At 65.7% G+C, this 20972-nt stretch carries 20 protein-coding genes; 9 read left to right on the top strand and 11 right to left on the bottom strand.

The genetic code is table 11. From position 1 onward, the window contains the following. Nucleotides 1-67: 67 nt before the first annotated feature. Nucleotides 68-1132, top strand: coding sequence for an AraC family transcriptional regulator (locus ACIP21_RS15310; RefSeq protein ID WP_400688865.1), 1065 nt, complete (start codon nucleotides 68-70; stop codon nucleotides 1130-1132). On the opposite strand, the gene ACIP21_RS15305 is transcribed toward ACIP21_RS15310, so the two are convergent. Next, nucleotides 1089-2543 carry a TrkH family potassium uptake protein gene (locus ACIP21_RS15305; RefSeq protein WP_400688862.1) on the bottom strand — a complete coding sequence of 485 codons (1455 nt, stop codon included), beginning with the start codon at nucleotides 2541-2543 and terminating at the stop codon, nucleotides 1089-1091. The two genes, ACIP21_RS15310 and ACIP21_RS15305, sit on opposite strands and share 44 nt — an antisense overlap. A 102-nt stretch (nucleotides 2544-2645) precedes the next feature. Between ACIP21_RS15305 and ACIP21_RS15300 the strand changes: the two genes are divergently transcribed. Then, nucleotides 2646-3203 (top strand): nitroreductase family protein, encoded by a 558-nt coding sequence (locus ACIP21_RS15300; protein ID WP_400688859.1) that lies wholly within the window; start codon nucleotides 2646-2648, stop codon nucleotides 3201-3203. 117 nt (nucleotides 3204-3320) lie between these two features. On the opposite strand, the gene ACIP21_RS15295 is transcribed toward ACIP21_RS15300, so the two are convergent. The 5 genes from ACIP21_RS15295 to ACIP21_RS15275 form a co-directional block, all read right to left on the bottom strand. Continuing rightward, complete coding sequence (locus tag ACIP21_RS15295; protein WP_400688857.1) at nucleotides 3321-4661, bottom strand: sensor histidine kinase; 1341 nt, start codon at nucleotides 4659-4661, stop codon at nucleotides 3321-3323. A 60-nt stretch (nucleotides 4662-4721) separates the two neighbouring features. Beyond that, nucleotides 4722-5138: a Spy/CpxP family protein refolding chaperone gene (locus ACIP21_RS15290; protein WP_400688854.1), complete on the bottom strand. Its 417-nt coding sequence runs from the start codon at nucleotides 5136-5138 to the stop codon at nucleotides 4722-4724. 206 nt (nucleotides 5139-5344) lie between these two features. After that, complete coding sequence (locus ACIP21_RS15285; RefSeq protein ID WP_400688852.1) at nucleotides 5345-6022, bottom strand: response regulator transcription factor; 678 nt, start codon at nucleotides 6020-6022, stop codon at nucleotides 5345-5347. A gap of 131 nt (nucleotides 6023-6153) precedes the next feature. Next, nucleotides 6154-6453 carry a YciI family protein gene (locus ACIP21_RS15280; RefSeq protein WP_008091826.1) on the bottom strand — a complete coding sequence of 100 codons (300 nt, stop codon included), beginning with the start codon at nucleotides 6451-6453 and terminating at the stop codon, nucleotides 6154-6156. A 1-nt stretch (nucleotide 6454) separates the two neighbouring features. Continuing rightward, nucleotides 6455-7048: a septation protein A gene (locus tag ACIP21_RS15275; RefSeq protein WP_400688849.1), complete on the bottom strand. Its 594-nt coding sequence runs from the start codon at nucleotides 7046-7048 to the stop codon at nucleotides 6455-6457. A 67-nt stretch (nucleotides 7049-7115) separates the two neighbouring features. On the opposite strand from ACIP21_RS15275, the gene ACIP21_RS15270 reads away from it, so the two are divergent. The 6 genes from ACIP21_RS15270 (at nucleotide 7116) to ACIP21_RS15245 (ending at nucleotide 13603) form a co-directional block, all read left to right on the top strand. After that, entirely contained in the window at nucleotides 7116-7976 is an 861-nt protein-coding gene (locus ACIP21_RS15270; protein WP_400688846.1) for a PHP domain-containing protein, read from the top strand. Between the two features lie 13 nt (nucleotides 7977-7989). Continuing rightward, complete coding sequence (locus ACIP21_RS15265; protein ID WP_400689487.1) at nucleotides 7990-8619, top strand: L-threonylcarbamoyladenylate synthase; 630 nt, start codon at nucleotides 7990-7992, stop codon at nucleotides 8617-8619. A 125-nt stretch (nucleotides 8620-8744) separates the two neighbouring features. After that, nucleotides 8745-9470 (top strand): segregation and condensation protein A, encoded by a 726-nt coding sequence (locus tag ACIP21_RS15260; RefSeq protein WP_400689484.1) that lies wholly within the window; start codon nucleotides 8745-8747, stop codon nucleotides 9468-9470. Next, entirely contained in the window at nucleotides 9457-10227 is a 771-nt protein-coding gene (gene scpB / locus ACIP21_RS15255; protein ID WP_400688843.1) for an SMC-Scp complex subunit ScpB, read from the top strand. Before ACIP21_RS15260 ends, scpB begins: the two co-directional genes overlap by 14 nt. 257 nt (nucleotides 10228-10484) lie before the next feature. After that, complete coding sequence (gene rluB / locus ACIP21_RS15250; RefSeq protein ID WP_400688841.1) at nucleotides 10485-11570, top strand: 23S rRNA pseudouridine(2605) synthase RluB; 1086 nt, start codon at nucleotides 10485-10487, stop codon at nucleotides 11568-11570. A gap of 614 nt (nucleotides 11571-12184) precedes the next feature. Continuing rightward, nucleotides 12185-13603, top strand: a complete 1419-nt coding sequence (locus ACIP21_RS15245) for an amino acid permease (protein ID WP_400688838.1) — start codon at nucleotides 12185-12187, stop codon at nucleotides 13601-13603. 169 nt (nucleotides 13604-13772) lie between these two features. Here ACIP21_RS15245 and ACIP21_RS15240 read toward each other — a convergent pair whose 3' ends face one another. Then, entirely contained in the window at nucleotides 13773-14657 is an 885-nt protein-coding gene (locus ACIP21_RS15240) for a LysR substrate-binding domain-containing protein (protein WP_400688835.1), read from the bottom strand. Between the two features lie 152 nt (nucleotides 14658-14809). On the opposite strand from ACIP21_RS15240, the gene ACIP21_RS15235 reads away from it, so the two are divergent. Then, nucleotides 14810-17830: an FAD-binding and (Fe-S)-binding domain-containing protein gene (locus tag ACIP21_RS15235; RefSeq protein ID WP_400688833.1), complete on the top strand. Its 3021-nt coding sequence runs from the start codon at nucleotides 14810-14812 to the stop codon at nucleotides 17828-17830. Between the two features lie 229 nt (nucleotides 17831-18059). Here ACIP21_RS15235 and ACIP21_RS15230 read toward each other — a convergent pair whose 3' ends face one another. The 4 genes from ACIP21_RS15230 to phhA all read right to left on the bottom strand — a co-directional run bounded on the left by ACIP21_RS15230 (nucleotide 18060) and on the right by phhA (nucleotide 20869). Next, complete coding sequence (locus ACIP21_RS15230) at nucleotides 18060-19247, bottom strand: MFS transporter (protein WP_400688830.1); 1188 nt, start codon at nucleotides 19245-19247, stop codon at nucleotides 18060-18062. 98 nt (nucleotides 19248-19345) lie between these two features. Next, nucleotides 19346-19474 (bottom strand): hypothetical protein, encoded by a 129-nt coding sequence (locus ACIP21_RS15225; protein WP_256208154.1) that lies wholly within the window; start codon nucleotides 19472-19474, stop codon nucleotides 19346-19348. 212 nt (nucleotides 19475-19686) lie between these two features. Next, complete coding sequence (locus tag ACIP21_RS15220; protein WP_003254532.1) at nucleotides 19687-20043, bottom strand: 4a-hydroxytetrahydrobiopterin dehydratase; 357 nt, start codon at nucleotides 20041-20043, stop codon at nucleotides 19687-19689. Nucleotides 20044-20080: 37 nt separating this feature from the next. After that, nucleotides 20081-20869 carry a phenylalanine 4-monooxygenase gene (gene phhA, locus ACIP21_RS15215; protein WP_400688826.1) on the bottom strand — a complete coding sequence of 263 codons (789 nt, stop codon included), beginning with the start codon at nucleotides 20867-20869 and terminating at the stop codon, nucleotides 20081-20083. Nucleotides 20870-20972 lie beyond the last annotated feature (103 nt).

The following is a 20972-nucleotide window of genomic DNA, read 5'->3' as shown; positions in this document are numbered from 1 at the left end:
GACAATGGGCGCCAATTGAGTATCCTTGGGATTCACCGCACGAAGCGGTCAGTACAAGAAGCCTGTCATGAGTGAAAGAACCACGTCAGCCAGCTGGGCATCAGGGATCGTCAAGGCGCTGGAGCTGGAAGGGCTCGATTGCCCGGCCATGTTCAAGCAGCTCGGCCTGGATTTCGCGGCACTCGACGACCCGGATGCCCGCTTCCCGCAAGACGCCATGACCCGCCTCTGGCAGCTCGCGGTCGAGCTGTCGGGCAATGAGGCGATCGGCCTGAACATGGCGCGGGTGGTGCGCCCGGCGTCGTTCCATGTGGTCGGCTACGCGTTGATGTCCAGCCGCACCCTGGCCGAAGGCTTCGAGCGGCTGGTGCGTTACCAGCGCATCATCGCCGAAAGCTCCGACCTGAGTTTCACCCTCGGCGCCGAGGGTTACTCACTGATCCTTACCGTGCATGGCGATCACCTGCCGCCGACCCGGCACAGTGCCGAAGCGTCGCTGGCCTGCGCCCTGGCGTTGTGCAAGTGGCTCAGCGGCCGCCCGGTGCAGCCACGCCGGGTGCTGGTGCAGGGGCCGCAGCCGAAGGATATCGAACCCTACAAGGTCGCGTTCCATTCACCGTTGGTGTTCGGCGCGCCGCACGATGCGCTGGTGTTCGAGCGGGCCGACATGGAGGCGCCGCTGCCCACCGCCAACGAAGCCATGGCGATCCTGCATGACCGCTTTGCCGGCGAGTACCTGGCGCGCTTCTCGGAAAGCCGCGTGACCCACCGGGTCCGCCAGGTGCTGTGCCGCATCCTGCCGCAAGGCGAGCCCAAGCGCGAAACCCTGGCCCAGGCCCTGCACCTGTCCCAGCGCACCCTGCAGCGTCGCCTGCAGGAAGAGGGCACCAGCTTCCAGACCCTGCTCGACGACACCCGCCGGGAGCTGGCCGAGCAATACCTGGCCCAGCCGGGCATGACCTTGCTGGAAACCGCCTATCTGCTGGGCTTTGCCGACCCGAGCAACTTCTACCGGGCGTTTCGCCGCTGGTTCGACGAGACCCCGAGCGAATACCGCGCCCGCCGCCTGGGCGCCGAGCCGGTCGAGGTCAGTGGCGCCAGAACGCCGGCATGCACAACACCAGCACCGTGATGATTTCCAGGCGGCCGAGCAGCATGCCGGCGGCCAGCACCCACTTGGCGGCATCCGGCAGCGTCGAGTAGTTGCCCGATGGCCCGACCACCTCGCCCAGCCCCGGGCCGACGCCGGAGACGGTGCCGGCGGCACCGGTCAGCGCGGTCATCCAGTCCACGCCGAGCAACGACAGCAGCAGCGCCATGACGCAGATGGTGATGGCGAAGAAGAACGAAAAGGTCAGGATCGAGCGCACGATCTCTTCATCGAGGCGGTGGCCGTTGTATTTCTGCTTGATCACCGCGCGGGGGTGGATCAGCTGGTTGAGGCTGGCCTTGAGCAGGATGTAGGCGACCTGGAAGCGGAAGATCTTGATACCGCCGGCGGTTGAGCCGGAGCAGCCACCGACGAAGCCCAGGTAGAAGAACAGCATCAGCGAGAAGTTGCCCCACAGGCTGTAGTCGCCCAGGGCGAAACCGGTGGTGGTGACCACCGAGGTCACGTTCAGCGCCACGTGGCGCAGGGCGTCGAGCCAGTGCAGGTTGGTGGTGTACCAGTACCAGGTGCCCAGCACGATCCAGGTCACCACCAGCATGCCCAGCAGGCCCTGCACCTGCTGGTCGCGGATCAGCGCCTTGCGGTTGCCGCGCAAGGTCGCCACGTACAGGGTGAACGGCAGGCTGCCGAGGATCATCACCACCACCGCGACCCAGTGCACGGCCGGGATGTCCCACTTGGCCAGGGACTGGTCGGAGGTCGAGAAGCCCCCGGTGGAGATCGCCGACATGGCGTGGTTGATGGCGTCGAACGGGCTCATGCCGGCCCACCAGAAGGCCAGCGCGCCGAAGATCGAGAAGCCCACGTACACACCGACGATCGACTTGGCGACCATGTGCGAGCGCGGCATGACCTTTTCCGAGCGGTCCGACGACTCGGTCTGGAACAGGCGCATGCCACCGATGCGCAGCAGCGGCAGGATCGCCACCGCCATGGCGATGAAGCCGATGCCGCCAAGCCAGTGCAGCATCGAACGCCACATCAGGATGCCCGGCGACATGTTGTCCAGCCCGCTGAGCACCGTGGCGCCGGTGGCGGTGATGCCGGACATGCTCTCGAAGAAGGCGTCGGTGTAGCTGATGTGCTGGGTCAGCAGGAACGGCAGGGCGGCGAAGATGCACACCACCACCCAGCTGCTGACCGTTAGCAGGTACATGTCGCGCGGGCGCAGGTGCACGTGTTCGGGGCGGCCCTGGAGGACCATGGCCAGGCCGGCGACGAAGGTGATCAGGCTGGACCAGAGGAACGAGGGCATGTCGCCGGTGCGCTCGAAGATCACCAGGGTCGCCATGGGCACGGCCATGCCGACGGCGAGGGTGATCAGGAAGATGCCGATGATGAAACCAATGATCCTTAAGGTCGGCAACGCCATGTGATCTGCTCTGACTCGAAACGGAAGGGCGCCATTCTACCTATGGGTCTGGTGATGTAAACGCTAGAATGGCCGCACATTCACCTGCCAGGAGGGTAGCCGATGGAGGCTCTCGACGCATTGCTCAACCGTGTTTCCGTGCCACGCCTGACCGACCCAGCACCCAACGAGGCCCAGCGCGAGGCGCTGTTCCAGGCCGCCTTGCGCGCACCGGACCACGGCCAGCTGCGGCCGTGGCGCTTCCTGACCATCGAGGGTCAGGGCCGCGAGAAGCTGGGTGAGCTGTTCGCCGACGCGCTGCAGCACAAGGGTGACGCCAGCCAGGCCGCGCTGGACAAGGCGCGTGCCATGCCGTTGCGGGCACCGCTGCTGATCGTGGTGGTTGCCAGGTTGCAGGATCACTTCAAGGTGCCCAAGTCCGAGCAGCGCCTGGCGGCGGGCTGCGCGGCCCACGGCATCCTCATCGCGGCGCATGCCCAGGGTATCGGCGCGGTGTGGCGGACCGGGGACATGGCCTTCGATGCCCATGTGCACAAGGGGTTGGGGCTGGCCGAGAACGAGGAGCTGATTGGCTACCTGTATGTCGGTACGCCGCTGAACGAGCCGCGTACGGCGCCGATTCTGGAGACGGCCGAGTACGTCAGCGTCTGGGGCGAATAACGCGCTGGATTCTTCGCGGGTGAACCCGCTCCCACAGGTACCGTGCAGGCGTCAAGCCTAAGTGATCCCTGTAGGAGCGGGTTTACCCGCGAAAGGGCCGGCGAACCCAACATCACTTCAACTGCCGGTCACCACCGTCAATGGCAACTCCAGTCGGGCGACGAACCCGCCCTGTGGGTGATTCTCCAGCACCAGCGAGCCGCCATGGCGCTCCGCCGCCTTGCGCGCAATCGCCAGCCCCAGCCCATGCCCCGCCGCGTCCTGCCCCGGCGCCCGGAAGAACGGCTCGCCCAACTGCGCCAAGTGCTCCGCCGCCGCGCCCGGCCCATGGTCGCGTACACTCAGCACGATGTTCTCCTGCTCACGCGTCGCGCTGATTTCGATCGGCTGCCCCACCGGGTTGAAGCGCAGGGCATTGCGCAGCAGGTTGTCCACGGCCCGCTCGATCAGCGTCGGCCAACCCTGCAGCGTCAGGCCCGGCTGCGCCTCCAGCTTCACTTCCTGGTCCGGCGCGCTGAGCTGGGCATCCTTGCGCACGCTGCCGAGCAGCGCGTTGAGGTCGACCGGCTCGGCATGGGCCTGCTCGGCATCGACCCGGGCCAGGGTCAGGATCTCGCTGATCAGGTCTTCGAGGCGGTCGCATTCGCGGGTCAGGCGCGGCCACAGGGCCTGGCGCTGCTCGGTCTCGGCGCGTTCGGCCAGGGCCAGGGCGATGCGCAGCCGGGCCAGCGGCGAACGCAGCTCGTGTGAGACGTCGCGCAACAACTGGCGCTGGCTGCCGATCAGGCTCTGCAGGCGTGCGCCCATCTTGTTGAAGTCCTTGGCCAGCACGCCGAACTCGTCGCGCCGGGCCGCCAGGCGGGCCAGGCTGTTCTGCTGGTAGCTGGCCTGCCCCAGGTCGTGCACCGCACCGCGCAAGCGGCTCAGCGGGCGGGTGATGGACAGGGTCACCAGCAGGCTGAACAAGGTCAGCACCACCAGCGCGATACCCAGCGCGCTCAGCGGCCAGAGCAGGCTGCCACGGTGCCAGGCGTCCAGTTCAGGGTGCGGGATGCGGTAGATCAGCAGGTAGGTTTCGCCGCTGTCGGGGCTGGTGTACTCCTCGGTCAGGCGGCGCCAGGGCAGACGGCGTTCGTCGTTGTGCTGGCGCGCCTCGAAGGCGGCGGCGCGGCGCGGGAAGGTGCCCGGGACCAGGGCTTCGCCGCTGTCGTCGAGCACCTGCACGTCGATCTTGAAGCGCTCTTTGCGCCGCTCCAGGAACGCCTGGGACGCTTCCAGGCCTTCCTGTTCGTAGTGTTTTGCCCAATGGCTGGCCAGGGTCTTGAGACCGGGATGGCGGCTGAGGATCCAGGCGTCCTGGTTGAGCATGTGGCCCAGCAGGATCGACAGGCCGGCGACCAGGGTGATGGCCAGCCAGAAGCTCGCCAGGATGCGCCAGAACAGAGAACGCAAGAGCACCTCCTGTAAACGGGAAAAGCCCGGCCCGCTGGAGGGCGGGCCGGGCATTGGGCAGGCAGCTTACTGGGCCTTGGCGGCTTTTGCAGCTTTCCAGGCCTGGAACTCTTTCCATTCAGCCTTGCGGGCTTCGCGTTGCTTCTGCATTTCGTCGAACTTCTTCTGCTGCTCAGGCTTGAGCAGCGCGCGGACCTGGGCGTCGGTCTTGTCGTGGCTGGCCTTGAGCTCGTCCTTCATGGCCTTCTGGTCGGCTGCCGGCAGCTTGTCCAGGTAATGCTCGGTGATGTCGCGGCGCTGCTTCATCTGCTCGCCCATCAGGTGGCCGATCTGCTGGCGCTGGTCGCGGCTCAGGTCGAGCTGGGCGAAAGGCGCGTCACCGCGGTGATGCGGGCCGTCATGACGCGGGCCGCCTTCAGGCATGGCCATGGCCACGGTCGGCAGGGCGGCGGCGAACATCAGGGCGATAAGGGTCTTGCGCATGGTGTCTCTCCTGTCATGGGCCGGTGTTTACCGGATGAGCTCAGTCTAGGGAGATGGAGGTCAAGCGCAGTCAGCGGAGGGTAAAGGCAGGGTAAAGATGATCGGTGGGAGCCTGTAGGAGCGGCCTCGTGTCGCGAAAGGGCTGCTGTAGGAGCGGCCTTGTGTCGCGAAAGGGCTGCAAAGCAGCCCCAGCATTCCCAACCCAGTCACAGGCTGTAGTAATACCCGCGGCTGCGCAGCGCGACGATCCGTGCCCGGCCATCGGCGTGCGGGCCGATCTTCTTGCGCAGGTTGCTGACGTGCATGTCCAGGCTGCGGTCGTAAAGGGTCAGCTTGCGGCCCAGGCCGATCTGCGCCAGTTCCTGCTTGTCCAGCGGCTCGCCCGGCTGGCGCAGCAGCGCTTCGAGGATGCGGCTTTCCGAAAGGGTCAGGCTCATTTCGCGGCCATCGATGCTGACCACGCCGCGCACCGGGCTGAAGGCGAGGTCGCCGATCTCCAGCTGGGTGGCGGTGGCGGTGGGGTGGCTGCGGCGCAGCACGGCGCGCAGGCGCGCGGTGAGCTCGCGGGGGTCGCAGGGCTTGGCCAGGTAGTCGTCGGCACCCAGCTCCAGGCCGAGGATACGGTCCAGCGGCTCGCCGCGGGCCGACAGCATCAGCACCGGCAGCTCGGCATGTTCGCTGCGCAGCTGCTTCAGCAGCTCCAGGCCGCTGCCGTCGGGCAGCATCACATCCAGCACCACGGCCGCCGGCGCCTGTTCGGCCAGGGCCTGGCGCGCGCTCTGGCCATCGTGGCAGGCGCGCACCACAAAACCTTCCTGGGTCAGCCAGCTGCCGAGCAGCTCGCAGAGTTCCTGGTCATCATCAATCAGTAACAGCTCGCTCATGACTCACTCAATTCAACCATTGACGGCGTCTTCTGTGTCCGCCGCTGGCAAAGATACCGCAGTCTGAGGGAGTCCGTGCAATTTGAGCAGGGGCACCGCGTCGCGCCCTTCGCGGGCAACCCGGTTGCGGGTCAGGGCAGGACTTGCTTGAAGGGCTTGACGATGACCTTGTCGTACACGCCGGCGGCGATGTACGGGTCGGCGTCGGCCCAGGCCTGGGCGGCGGCCAGGGAGTCGAACTCGGCGACGATCAGGCTGCCGCTGAAGCCGGCTTCACCCGGGTCGTTGCTGTCGATGGCCGGGTGCGGCCCGGCCAGTACCACGCGGCCTTCGGCCTTGAGCTGCTGCAGGCGCTCGATGTGCGCCGGGCGCGCGGCCAGGCGTTTTTCCAGGGAATTCGCGACGTCGCTGGCGATGATGGCGTAAAGCATGTCAATCCTTGGTCTTGGTGGTGGAAGGGTCGTCGTGCAGGTGGCGCGACAGGTACACACCCTGCGCCACCAGGAAGATCACGGTCATGCCCAGGCTGCCGAACACCTTGAAGTCGACCCAGAAGCTCTGGAAGGTGAAGGCGACGAACAGGTTGGCCGCGCCGCAGAAGATGAAGAAGGCGATCCAGGCCAGGTTCAGGCGGGTCCACACGGCATCGGGCAGGCTCAGGGCGTGGCCCATGATGCGCTTGATCAGCACCCGGTCACCGATGAAGTGGCTGCCGGCGAAGCCCAGGGCGAACAGCCAGTTGACCACCGGCGCCTTCCACTTGAGGAAGGTCTCGCTGTGGAAGGTCAGGGTCAGCCCGCCGAACACCAGGCAGGCGACCAGGGTCAGCCACTGGCCCTTCTCCAGCTTGCGCTGGCGCAGGAACAGCGCGCCGTAGACCACCAGCGAGCTGACGATGAGCATGGCCGTGGCGCTGTAGATGCCGCCGAATTCGAAGCTGTGGCCGGCGACTTCCATGGGGCGCGGGTCGAGCTTGTAGACGATGAAGAACAGCAGCAGCGGGATGAAATCGATGAATTGTTTCACAATGGCAGCCAGAATCGGGATGTGACGGCATAATAACAAACATCGAATCCAGCGAAAGCGCTCCTCCATGAATGTTGATCTGCACTGTCACAGCACGGCCTCCGACGGCGCCCTGGCGCCCACGGACCTGGTCGCCCGGGCCCACGAGCACGGGGTGCAAACGCTGGCCCTGACCGACCACGACACCCTCGAAGGCCTGCCCGAGGCGCGCCAGGCCTGCCTTGAGCGCGGCATGCGCTGGGTCAGCGGGGTGGAGCTGTCGTGCACCTGGGGCGGCGCCACCATCCACGTGCTGGGCTACGACTTCCCGCTCGACGCGCCGCCGCTGCTCGCCGCCGTCGAGGCCCTGCACCGCGGTCGCTGGCTGCGCGCCGAGGAAATCGACAAACGGTTGGCGGCCAAGGGCATGCCCGGCGCCCTCGATGGCGCCCGCGCCGTGCAGCAGGCGCTGGGCGACAGCGGCAACGCCCCGGCACGGCCGCATTTCGCCGAGTTCATGGTGCAGGCCGGCTACGTCAAGGACCGCGGCGAAGCCTTCCGCAAGTGGCTGGGGGCCGGCAAGCTTGGCGACGTCAAGCTGCACTGGCCGACCCTTGACGAAACTGTCGCCACCCTGCGCCAGTCCAACGCCTGGGTGAGCCTGGCGCATCCGATGCACTACGACCTGACCCGCAGCAAGCGCAGACGGCTGATTGCCGACTATATTCAGGCAGGCGGGCAGGCACTTGAAGTGGTCAACGGGATGATGCCGGCCGAGCAGGTGGGCACGATGTCCATCCTTACCCGTGAGTTCGGCCTGCTGGCAAGCGCTGGCAGCGATTTCCACGGCCCCGGCACCTGGGGCGAGATCGGTGCCTACCGGCCATTGCCCGAGGACTTGCCACCTCTGTGGCGTCGATTCCGACATGAACAGCCTATGGCGCTATGAACAGGACGACTTCGTGAGCCAATTTTTCCAGATTCATCCGGAGAACCCACAGCCGCGCCTGATACGCCAGGCCGTGGAGATCATCCGCAAGGGTGGCGTGGTGGTCTATCCGACCGATTCGTCCTACGCATTGGGTTGCCAGATCGGCGACAAGGCGGCGATCGAACGGGTGCGCCGCCTGCGCGGGCTGGACAAGACCCACAACTTCACCCTGATGTGCTGCGACATGTCGCAACTGGGGCTGTACGCCAAGGTCGACACCGGCACCTTCCGCCTGCTCAAGGCCCATGTGCCCGGCCCCTACACCTTCATCCTCAACGGCACCCGCGAAGTGCCGCGCCTGCTGCTGCACGAGAAGCGCCGCACCATCGGCCTGCGCGTGCCGGACCATGCCATCACCCTGGCGCTGCTGGCCGAACTGGGCGAGCCGCTGATGAGCGTGAGCCTGATCCTGCCGGGCGACGACGAGCCGATGACCGACCCCTATGAAATCCGCGAGCGCCTGGAGCACCATGTCGACCTGGTGATCGACGGCGGCTTCGGCGACCTCAAGGCCTCGACCATCATCGACCTGTCCGGCGACGAGCCTGAACTGATCCGCGAAGGCTGCGGCGACCCCACGCCATTCATGGCCAGCGCGTGAGCCAGGTGGAAATGCTCGAGGCGCCGGCCGACGAGGTCGTTTCGCCGCAGCAGTTGCAGCTTGCGCTGGTCTACGGCGAAGCCCTGACCGAGATGCCGGTGGACCTGTACATCCCGCCGGACGCCCTGGAAGTCATCCTCGAAGCCTTCGAGGGCCCGCTGGACCTGCTGCTGTACCTGATCCGCAAGCAGAACATCGACATCCTCGACATCCCGGTGGCGGAAATCACCCGCCAGTACATGGGTTATGTCGAACTGATGAAGAGCGTGCGCCTGGAGCTGGCCGCCGAGTACCTGGTGATGGCCGCCATGCTCGCCGAAATCAAGTCGCGCATGCTGCTGCCGCGTTCGGCCGAGGTCGAGGAAGAGGAGGGCGACCCGCGCGCCGAACTGATCCGTCGGCTGCAGGAGTACGAACGCTTCAAGGCCGCCGCCGAGGGCATCGACGCCCTGCCGCGGGTTGGCCGCGAGACTGTCGTGCCGCGCCTGGAGGCGCCACAGGCCAAGGTGCGCAAGCTGCTGCCCGAGGTCAGCCTGGAAGAACTGCTGGTGTCCATGGCCGAGGTCATGCGTCGCAACGACCTGTTCGAGAGCCACCAGATCACCCGCGAGACGTTGTCGACCCGCGAGCGCATGGGCGATGTGCTGGAGCGCCTCAAGGGCGGCGCCTTCGTGCCGTTCGTCGAATTGTTCACGGCCGAGGAGGGCAAGCTCGGCGTGGTGGTGACCTTCATGGCGATTCTCGAGCTGGTGAAGGAATCGCTGGTCGAACTGGTGCAGAATGAGCCCTTTGCGCCGATCCACGTGCGGCTGCGCCCCGAGTCTGCTGAAGAACCCGATGAATCTGAATGAACCCCGCGACCTGGCGTCGCTGATCGAAGCCTTTCTGCTCGCTTCGGGCAAGCCGCAGTCCCTCGAGCGCCTGTACGAGCTGTTCGAGGAGGCCGAGCGCCCGGAGCCGAAGGTGTTCAAGAAGGCCCTGGAGGTGCTCGGCAAGTCCTGCGCAGGCCGCGCCTTCGAGCTCAAGGAGGTCGCCAGCGGCTACCGCCTGCAGATCCGCGAAACCTACGCGCCCTGGGTCGGCCGGCTGTGGGAGGAACGCCCCCAGCGCTATTCCCGTGCGTTGCTGGAAACCATGGCGCTGATCGCCTACCGCCAGCCGATCACCCGCGGTGAGATCGAGGACGTGCGGGGCGTGGCGGTCAACAGCAACATCATCAAGACCTTGATGGAGCGCGAGTGGATCCGTGTGGTCGGCTACCGCGAAGTACCTGGGCGGCCGGCGATGTTCGCCACCACCAAGGCGTTTCTCGACCACTTCAACCTCAAGAGCCTGGACGAGCTGCCGGCCTTGGCCGAATTGCGCGAGATGGAGCCGGAGCCAGTGCTCGACCCTGATGACGCGCCGGTGCCGGCGCACCTGCAGGCGCTGGCCGATGCCAGCCTGGGGGAAGAAGAGGCAGTGGCCGAGCCGAAGGAAGAGACCAGCTTCCGCAGCCTGCTGGTGGAACTGGACCAGATGGAAGAAGGCTTGAAGACGGATTTCGATGACCTTCGCGAGGAAGAGCCTGAGGTTTCGCTGGAGGAAGAGGGCAAGTTGGAGCCCTGAATCTTCTGCTGTCTGTTCCGGCCCTTTCGCGGGTAAACACGCTCCCACAGGGTTATCACCTGTCCCTGTGGGAGCGGGTTTACCCGCGAAAGGGCCGGCACTGCCCACACATCACCATTAGGCAGAATTCATCCCAAAAGCCCACAAAACCCTCTACCCTCCAGTGCGTTCCCCCACCGAACCGCGTATGATGCGCGGCCTTTTGGCGCGCTCGTCGCCAGAAACCTGTTTTCATTCCTACACCGGGAGGTGCCCAGATGAGTGAGCAAGACCTGCAAGAAACCGAATACACCCCTCCATCCGGCGAAAAGCTGCAGAAAGTGCTGGCACGCATCGGCGTGGGCTCGCGCCGTGACGTCGAGGCCTGGATCAGCCAGGGCCGCATCAAGGTCAACGGCGTCGCCGCCACCCTCGGCGTGCGCGTCGACCTGCACGACGCCATCACCGTCGACGGCAAGCTGATCAAGCGCGAGGAGGCCGCCGAGGCCACCCGCCGGGTGATCATGTACAACAAGCCCGACGGCGAAATCTGCACCCGTGACGACCCGGAAGGCCGCCCGACCGTGTTCGACCGCCTGCCGCGGCCGAAGGAAGGCCGCTGGATCAACATCGGCCGCCTGGACATCAACACCACCGGCCTGCTGCTGTTCACCACCGACGGCGAACTGGCCAACCGCCTGATGCACCCCTCCTACGAGATGGACCGCGAGTACGCCGTGCGTGTGCGCGGTGAAGTCGACGACGAGATGATCGACCGCCTCAAGCAGGGCGTGATGCTCGAAGACGGCCCGGCGAAGTTCACCGACATCCAGAAGGCCCCGGGCGGCGAAGGCTTCAACCACTGGTACCACTGCGTGGTGATGGAGGGCCGCAACCGCGAAGTGCGTCGCCTGTGGGAGTCCCAGGGCATGGTGGTCAGCCGCCTGAAGCGCGTGCGCTTCGGCCCGGTGTTCCTCAACTCCGACCTGCCGATGGGCCGCTGGCGTGAAATGACCCAGGGCGAGATCGACATCCTGGCCGCGGAAGTGGGCCTGCAGCCGGTGGCGCTGCCGACCCTGAACCTCAAGGCCAAGGACAAGATGGAGCGCCTGCAGCGCAAGTCGAGCCGGCCGATGGGCCGCAACGAGCGCGTACGCAGCCTGCGCCCGGCCCACGACGGCGCGGCTGCCGCTGCCCCTGCCGAGCGCCCGGCACGCCAGCCGCGTCAGCCGCGCGAAGAAGCCCCGCGCAAGGGCGGCCGCGGCAGCGCCGTGGCCGAGCGTCCGAGCGAGATGCGCAAGCGCACCGGCAAGCCTGATGGCGACAAGCCGGCAGGCCGTGGTCGCGGCAAGCCACGCGGCTGATCGAGTCTGCGCGGTGAGTGAGAGCCAGCCTTCGGGCTGGCTTTTTTTTGGCCAAGATATTGAAGGCAAAGAAATTTTCGGACGACTGGCAAGTTCTCGAACCGCTCTGTAAAGAAATTTGTACAAATCCGCCAGCAATGGGCCCGTGTTTGGGATTTTTCCTACCGCTGTAAACAGAACTTGCCGCACCCGGCGCCCCCGCATCCTCGCTCCCAGCCCGCCCACCCTTGCCCAAAGCCCCGTACCACGGTGATATAGCGCTCATTGCCCTGTGCAACAGCCGTCCGCAGAGTCGCGCTGACAAAACAACAAATGGAGGCGCCATGTACGCCGATCACTCCGCCTTTTCAGGCTCCTACCACAGGATCGCTGCGTTTTTTCCCGAGGAAACGACGCAACGCGTTGACGCCTGCGCGTTTGCAGGGGTATACAGTGCGCCGCGTTTTACCTGTGACCCCCTTGCGTACCGCGCACTCTTGCCACTCCCCGGTTGATTCGCCCTGGCGGCACCCGTCGGCAAGAACCCAAGGTAACCACCTTGCCCATTCCGCTGCGCCACGAGCGCGGTGGGTCCGATTCCGTCACAGATAAAAACAATGCAGGTGACTTCGTTCATGAGTGGACAAAACATGCCTACAGGCGAACTCCAGCGCGGTCTGAAGAACCGCCATATCCAGTTGATCGCCCTGGGTGGCGCGATTGGTACCGGCCTGTTCCTCGGCTCGGCAGGGGTGATGAAATCCGCCGGCCCGTCGATGATCCTCGGCTACGCCATCTGCGGCTTCATCGCCTTCCTGATCATGCGCCAGCTCGGCGAGATGATCGTCGAAGAGCCGGTGGCCGGCTCGTTCAGCCACTTCGCGCACAAGTACTGGGGTGGTTTCGCCGGCTTCCTGTCGGGCTGGAACTGCTGGGTGCTGTACATCCTGGTGGGCATGTCGGAACTGTCGGCGGTGGGCAAGTACGTGCACTACTGGTGGCCTGAGATCCCGACCTGGGTCACGGCGGCGGCGTTCTTCCTGCTGATCAATGCCATCAACCTGATGAACGTGAAGTTCTTCGGCGAGGCCGAGTTCTGGTTCGCCATCATCAAGGTCGCGGCGGTGGTGGGCATGATCGGCCTGGGCGCCTACCTGCTGACCAGCGGCAACGGTGGCCCTGATGCGTCGATCAGCAACCTGTGGAGCCATGGCGGTTTCTTCCCGCATGGTGTCAGCGGGCTGGTGATGGCCCTGGCGTTCATCATGTTCTCCTTCGGCGGCCTGGAAATGCTCGGCTTTACCGCTGCCGAGGCCGACAAGCCGAAGACCGTGATCCCCAAGGCGATCAACCAGGTCATCTACCGCATCCTGATCTTCTATGTCGGCGCCCTGGTGGTGCTGCTGTCGCTGACCCCATGGGACAGCCTGGTGGCCAGCATCGATGCCTCCGGCGGCAGCTACGGCAGCAGCCCGTTCGTCCAGGTGTTCTCGCTGCTGGGCAGCGACGTGGCGGCCAACCTGCTGAACTTCGTGGTCCTGACCGCGGCGCTGTCGGTGTACAACAGCGGCACCTACTGCAACGCCCGCATGCTGCTGGGCATGGCCGAGCAGGGTGATGCCCCGGCGGCGCTGGCCAAGGTCGATCGCCGCGGTGTGCCGGTGCGTTCGATCCTGGTGTCGGCGGCGGTGACCCTGATCGCGGTGCTGCTCAACTACCTGATGCCGGCCAACGCCCTGGAGCTGCTGATGTCGCTGGTGGTCGCGACCCTGGTGATCAACTGGGCGATGATCAGCTACTCGCACCTGAAGTTCCGCCAGCACCTCGACCGCAGCGGGCAGAAGCCGCTGTTCCGGGCGCTGCTGTACCCGTACGGCAACTACCTGGTGCTGGCTTTCGTGGTGCTGATCCTCGGCATCATGCTGATGATTCCGGGCATCCAGGTGTCGGTGTATGCGATGCCGGTGTGGCTGGTGGTGATGCTGCTGGCGTACATGCTCAAGGGGCGTAGCCGTCCGCAGGCCAATGGGGCTGCCGGTAGCGTTGCCAAGTAAGTCTTGAGTGGATTGAAGAAACCCGATGGCAGGTGACTGGCATCGGGTTTTTCTTTGTCTGTTCGGGCCTCTTCGCGGGCAAGCCCGCTCCCACAGGTACTGCGTATCTCTCAAGAATGATGAGCCCCCTGTGGGAGCGGGTTTACCCGCGAAGAGGCCGGGTCAGGTTTCAGATCTGTTCCAGCAACCAGCTGCGAAAGGCCCGCAACGAAGGCAATGCCTCATTGCGCGGTGGGTAGATCAGGTAGTAACTGCGTTGGCTGGCAAAGGCTGCCCCCGGGCTGAACAGCTCACCCTTGGCCAGTTCCTCCTCCACCAGGATCCGCGGCACCAGCCCGATGCCGATCCCGGCCCGTACCGCCTGGATCAGGTGCGACGTCAGCTCGAAGCTCGGCCCCAGGCGCATCGCCCGGTGCGGCAGGCCATGGTGCGAGAACCACTCGCCCCAGGCATGCGGGTTGTTGGCCACGTTCAGCAACACCTCTTCGCTGATGCGCGCCGGTGCCCAGCCCTGGGCATCGCCACCGGCCTGCGGCGGCAGGATCACCACCAGTTCCTCGGCATGCAGGCGATGGCAGATCAGCCCCGGCAGGTCGTGGCTGGCGACGCCGATGGCGGCGTCGATCTCGCTGGTATCGAAGTTGATCGCTTCGATCCGCGAATGGATGTGCACCAGCATCCCCGGGTGGGCGCTGTAGAACGCATGCAGGCGCGGCAGCAGCCATTTCGAGCCGAAGGTGGGCAGGGTGGCCAGGCGCAGGGTGCCGACCCCGGACTGGTAGGACAGGGCCTGCAAGGTGGCGCTGCGAATGCGCCCCAGGGCCTCGCTGAGCTCGCGCTGGTACAGCCGGCCGACATCGGTCAGCTGCACCTGACGGCCCTCGCGGCGGAACAGGGTCAGGCCCAGTTGCTGCTCCAGCGCCTGCACCTGGCGGCTGACCGCGCTCTGGGTCAGCGACAGTTCGACGGCGGCGCGGGTGTAGCTTTCATGCCGGGCAGCAGCCTCGAAGGCCAGCAGCAGCGACATCGATGGGGTCAGGTGGCGGTAATTCATTCATAAAAGTCATTGATAGCGGCAGGATTATCCGTTTGCCCCTGGCGTGAAACTACAGGAACATTGGCCCATACGTCATCCCCGCATGGGCCCATGCATGCCGGGGTGACAGGATTTCCGTGAATTAGCCCATATCAAGAGGCCATCCTTCGATGATCGCCCAGCTGTCGACCGTTGCGCCGAGCGCCAACTATCCCGAATTCCTCGAAGCCCTGCGCGCCAGTGGCTTCCGCGGCCAGGTCAGCGCCGACTACGGCACCCGCACGGTGCTGGCCACCGACAACTCGATCTACCAGCGCCTGCCCCAGGCGGCGGTGTTCCCGCTGGACGCCGACGACGTGGCGCGGGTCGCCACGCTGATGGGCGAGCCGCGCTTCAAGGAGGTCAAGCTGACCCCGCGCGGCGGCGGCACCGGCACCAACGGCCAGTCGCTGACCGACGGCATCGTCGTCGACCTGTCGCGGCACATGAACCAGATCCTCGAGATCAACGTCGAGGAGCGCTGGGTGCGGGTCCAGGCCGGTACCGTCAAGGACCAGCTCAACGCCGCGCTCAAGCCCCACGGGCTGTTCTTCGCCCCCGAGCTGTCCACCTCCAACCGCGCCACTGTCGGCGGCATGATCAACACCGACGCCAGTGGCCAGGGCAGCTGCACCTACGGCAAGACCCGCGACCACGTGCTGGAACTGCACAGCGTGCTGCTCGGTGGTCAACGTCTGCACAGCCTGCCGCTCGACGACGCCGCGCTGGAGCAGGCCTGCGCCGCGCCCGGCCGGGCCGGCGAGGTGTACCGCATGGCCCGGGAGATCCAGGAAACCCAGGCCGAGCTGATCGAAAGCACCTTCCCCAAGCTCAACCGCTGCCTGACCGGCTACGACCTGGCGCACCTGCGCGACGAGCAGGGCCGCTTCAACCTCAACAGCGTGCTGTGCGGCGCCGAGGGGTCGCTGGGCTACGTGGTCGAGGCCAAGCTCAATGTGCTGCCGATCCCGAAATACGCCGTGCTGGTCAACGTGCGCTACACCAGCTTCATGGATGCCCTGCGCGATGCCAATGCACTGATGGCGCTCAAGCCGCTGTCGATCGAGACGGTGGATTCCAAGGTATTGATGCTGGCGATGAAGGACATCGTCTGGCACAGCGTCGCCGAATACTTCCCGGCCGACCCCGAGCGCCCGACCCTGGGCATCAACCTGGTGGAGTTCTGCGGCGATGAGCCGGCCGAGGTCAATGCCCGGGTGCAGGGGTTCATCGACCACCTGCAGAACGACACCAGCGTCGAGCGCCTGGGCCACACCCTGGCCGAAGGCGCCGAGGCGGTGACCCGCGTCTACACCATGCGCAAGCGCTCGGTGGGCCTGCTCGGCAACGTCGAGGGCGAAGTGCGCCCGCAGCCGTTCGTCGAAGACACCGCCGTACCGCCTGAGCAACTGGCCGACTACATCGCCGACTTCCGCGCGCTGCTCGACGGCTACGGCCTGGCCTACGGCATGTTCGGCCACGTCGATGCCGGGGTGCTGCACGTGCGCCCGGCGCTGGACATGAAGGACCCGGCACAAGCCGCGCTGGTCAAGCCGATTTCCGATGCCGTGGCGGCGCTGACCAAGCGCTATGGCGGCCTGCTCTGGGGCGAGCACGGCAAGGGCCTGCGCTCGGAGTACGTGCCGGAGTACTTCGGCGAGCTGTACCCGGCGCTGCAGCGCCTGAAGGGCGCCTTCGACCCGCACAACCAGCTCAACCCGGGCAAGATCTGCACCCCGCCGGACAGTGCCGAAGGCCTGACCCCCGTGGATGGCGTAACCCTGCGCGGCGACCTCGACCGTACCATCGACGAGCGCGTGTGGCAGGACTTCCCCAGTGCCGTGCACTGCAACGGCAACGGCGCCTGCTACAACTACGACCCCAACGATGCCATGTGCCCGTCGTGGAAGGCCACCCGCGAGCGCCAGCACTCGCCCAAGGGCCGCGCCTCGCTGATGCGCGAATGGCTGCGCCTGCAGGGCGAGGCCAACATCGACGTGCTGGCGGCGGCCCGCAACAAGGTGTCGTGGCTCAAGGGCCTGCCGGCGCGGCTGCGCAACAACCGCGCGCGCAGCCAGGGCCAGGAAGACTTTTCCCACGAGGTGTACGACGCCATGGCCGGCTGCCTGGCGTGCAAGTCGTGCGCCGGGCAGTGCCCGATCAAGGTCAACGTGCCGGACTTCCGCTCGCGCTTCCTCGAGCTGTACCACGGCCGCTACCAGCGCCCCCTGCGTGACTACCTGATCGGGTCGCTGGAATTCACCATCCCGTACCTGGCCCATGCGCCGGGGCTGTACAACGCAGTGATGGGCTCGAAGTGGGTCGGCAAGCTGCTGGCGGACAAGGTCGGCATGGTCGACAGCCCGCTGATCAGTCGTTTCAACTTCCAGTCGACCCTGACCCGCTGCCGCGTCGGCGTGGCCAGCGTGCCGGCCCTGCGCGAGCTGACCCCGGCCCAGCGCGAGCGCAGCATCGTGCTGGTGCAGGACGCCTTCACCCGCTACTTCGAGACGCCGCTGCTGGCCGCGTTCATCGAACTGGCGCACCGCCTCGGCCACCGGGTGTTCCTGGCGCCGTACAGCGCCAACGGCAAGCCGCTGCACGTGCAGGGCTTCCTCGGTGCCTTCGCCAAGGCGGCGATCCGCAACGCCACCCAGCTCAAGGCCCTGGCCGATTGCGGCGTGCCGCTGGTGGGCCTGGACCCGGCGATGACCCTGGTCTACCGCCAGGAGTACCAGAAGGTGCCGGGCCTGGAAGGCTGCCCGCAGGTGCAACTGCCCCAGGAGTGGCTGATGAACGTGCTGCCGGAGCAGGCGCCGACCGCGCCGGGCACCTTCCGCCTGATGGCGCACTGCACCGAGAAGACCAACGTGCCGGCCAGTACCAAACAGTGGGAGCAGGTGTTCGCGCGCTTGGGGCTGAAGCTTGTGACCGAGGCGACCGGTTGCTGTGGCATGTCCGGGACCTACGGGCACGAGGCGCGTAATCAGGAAACCTCGCGAACCATCTTCGAACAGTCGTGGGCGACCAAGCTGGATAAGGAGGGCGAGGCGCTGGCGACAGGCTATTCGTGCCGCAGCCAGGTCAAGCGCATGACCGAGCGGCAGATGCGCCATCCGCTGGAAGTGGTGTTGCAATACGCCAAGCGCTGACCGTCAAGGCCCCGGGGCTGCTACGCAGCCCATTCGCGGGTAAACCCGCTCCCACAGGGATATCACAAGGCCAGAGGGCAATGCTCCCTGTGGCTCCCACAGGGATATCACAAGGCCAGAGGGCAATGGTCCCTGTGGCTCCCACAGGGATATCACAAGGCCAGAGGGCAATGGTATCCCTGTGGGAGCGGGTTTACCCGCGAAGAGGCCGTTACAGGCGCCGCGGATCTCAGGCTTCCCGGCGCTGGTGAGCCTGTCTGTACAGATACAGGCTCAACACCAGCCCACAACAGGCCGCCGCCGCCGCAAACAGAAACATCGAAGCAAAGCCGAACCCCGACGCCACCGCACCCACCAGCGGCCCGGTGATCCCCAGCGACAAGTCGATGAACAGCGAATACGCCCCCACCGCCGCCCCGCGGTTGGCCGCCGACACCTGGTTCACCGCCTCCACGCCCAGTGCCGGGAACACCAGCGAGAAGCCGAACCCGCTCAGCGCAGCCCCCGCCAATGCCAGCTCGGCATTCGGCGCCAGCCACAGCATCAGCAGCCCCAGCGTCTCCACCGACAGGCAGGCAATCGCCACACGGAAGCCGCCGATCCGGTTGATCAGGTTGCCGAACAGCAGGCGCGCGCAGATGAAGCTGGCGCCGAACAGGCTCAGGGTCAGCGCCGCATTGGCCCAGCCGCGGCTGGCGTAGTACAGGGTGATGAAGGTGGCGATGGTGCCAAAACCGATCGAGCCCAGGGCCAGCCCCGAGCCGTGCGGGAACACCTTGCCCAGCACCTGCATGAACGGCAGGCGCTTGCCGCTGACCACTGGCGCAGCGCGTTTCGGCCAGGCCAGCAGCAGGCCGAGACCGCACAGCAGGAGGATGCTCACGCCCATGCTCCACAGCCCCAAGGCCTTGACCATCAGCACGCCCAGCGGCGCACCGATGGCCAGCGCGCCATAGCTGGCGATGCCGTTCCAGGAAATGACCTTGGCCGTGTGCTCGGCGCCGACCCGGCCGATGCCCCAGCCGATCGAGCCCGAGCCCACCAGGCTCTCGGCGCTGCCCAGCACCAGGCGGCCGACCAGCAGGCAGGCCAGGCTGACCCAGGGCAGCTCGGTGAGGAAGGCGCAGGCAAGCATGAACACGCCACTCAGGCCGCAGCCGGCGAGGCCGTACATGACTGCCTTCTTGCTGCCGTGGTTGTCGATGATGCGGCTGGCGGTGGGGCGGCTGAGCAGGGTGGCGAGGTACTGCACGCTGATCACCAGGCCGGCGATCACGGCGCTGAAGCCCAGGTCGTTGTGCACGTAGCCGGGCAAGACGGCAAGGGGGATGCCGATGTTCAGGTAGCCGATGAAGGTGAACAGGACGATGGAAACGACTTGCAGGGTGACCGCAAGAGGGCGCGGTGAATCGGGCATGGGGGTCTTCGTGGCAGAGGTTCGGGACGGTGTGAAAACGTGATGACGGGGGTTGCCCGCAGGTCAGCCGTTTTCACACAGCCGCAGGGGTGCGCGGTTTATTCCTGATCGGCGCTGGATTGATCGTCGCCATCCTGATCGACGGCAGGCGTCGGCTCGGCGTGGACGGTAACGGTTGGCTCTTCGGGGTTCAGGCTTGGGAAGGGAAGATTCGGGATTTCATGCATCTCGTCGTTCCTCGCAAGTGTGAGTGAAAAGTCTGCGCCAGGCGCGTTCGGAGCTTCGGAAAGCTGGGGCAGGATACACAAGTCTGGATGACAGTTTGTAAATTTTCCCGGTCGCTTGTCGGTTTTGCGGGCGGATACCGGACATTCACCTGATGGAATCGGGCCCCTGCGGGAGCGGGTGAACCCGCTCCCGCAGGGATCGATTTACCCGATCATTTGCGGCCTTCAGCCGTCTCGGCAACCTTGTCGGTGCGTGCGCACATGATGAAATCATTGCGGTGCAGGCCTTTGATCGAGTGGCTCCACCAGGTCACGGTGACCTTGCCCCACTCGGTCAGCAGGCCCGGGTGGTGGCCTTCGGCTTCGGCGATTTCGCCCACGGCATTGGTGAATGCCAGGGCGTGCTTGAAGTTCTTGAACAGGAACACGCGCTCCAGTTCCATGTGGCCGTCGCGCACTTCGATGTTCCAGTCCGGGATCTCGCGGATCAGTTCGGCCAGTTCTTCGTCGGTGACCTTCGGGGCGTCGGCGCGGCAGGCTTCGCAGTGGGCTTGATTCAAGGCATTCATGGTGGGTTTCCCGTTCGAGTTGTTATCGGCAAGGCGCTCAGGCGGCGACCTTGGGTGGAAATTTCGGTGCGTGCAGCCCCAGTTGCATGGCCTGCTGGACCATGGCCATGATGTCTTCGTGGGCCAGGTCGAACAGGCGCTTCATGTTCGGCAGCACGAAGTACAGGGGTTGCAGGATGTCGATGCGGTACGGCGTGCGCATGGCCTCGACCGGGTCGAAGGCCTGGTGTTGCGGCTCACCCGACAGACTGTAGACGGTCTCCTTGGGCGAGGAGAGGATGCCGCCGCCATAGATCTTGCGGCCCTGGGCGGTTTCCATCAGGCCGAACTCGATGGTCATCCAGTACAGGCGCGCCAAGTACACCCGCTGTTCCTTGGTCGCGGCCAGGCCGAGCTTGCCGTAGGTGTGGGTGAATTCGGCGAAGAACGGGTTGGTCAGCAGCGGGCAGTGGCCGAAGATCTCGTGGAAGATATCCGGTTCCTGCAGGTAGTCGAGCTCTTCCGGGGTGCGGATGAAGGTGGCCACCGGGAAGCGCTTGCTGGCCAGCAGTTCGAAGAAGGTCTGGAAGGGGATCAGCGCCGGCACCCGGGCAACCTGCCAGCCGGTGGTGGCGGCCAGTACCTTGTTGACCTCGCCCAGTTGCGGGATGCGCTCATGGGGCAGCTTGAGCTGGTCGATGCCGTCCAGGTACTCCTGGCACGCACGGCCTTCGATGACCTTCAGCTGGCGGGTGATCAGCGTGTTCCACACTGCATGCTCTTGCTGCGGGTAGTCGATAAAACCCTGCGCATCGGGCTCGCGTGCCACGTATTGCGTTTGTTTCATGTGGCTCTCCTGGAGAGGGATTTCTTGTTATGTCCACGACATGACTTAGAAATATCCCTTCATTCGCAGCTTTGCACGGGGGTGCGGGGCGATCGGAGGGGCC

The sequence above is a fragment of the Pseudomonas sp. NPDC089401 genome (genome assembly GCF_044749485.1).
Taxonomy (GTDB): domain Bacteria; phylum Pseudomonadota; class Gammaproteobacteria; order Pseudomonadales; family Pseudomonadaceae; genus Aquipseudomonas.
Note: the sequence above shows the minus strand (reverse complement) of the source record. Positions and strands in the feature narration are given on the sequence as shown.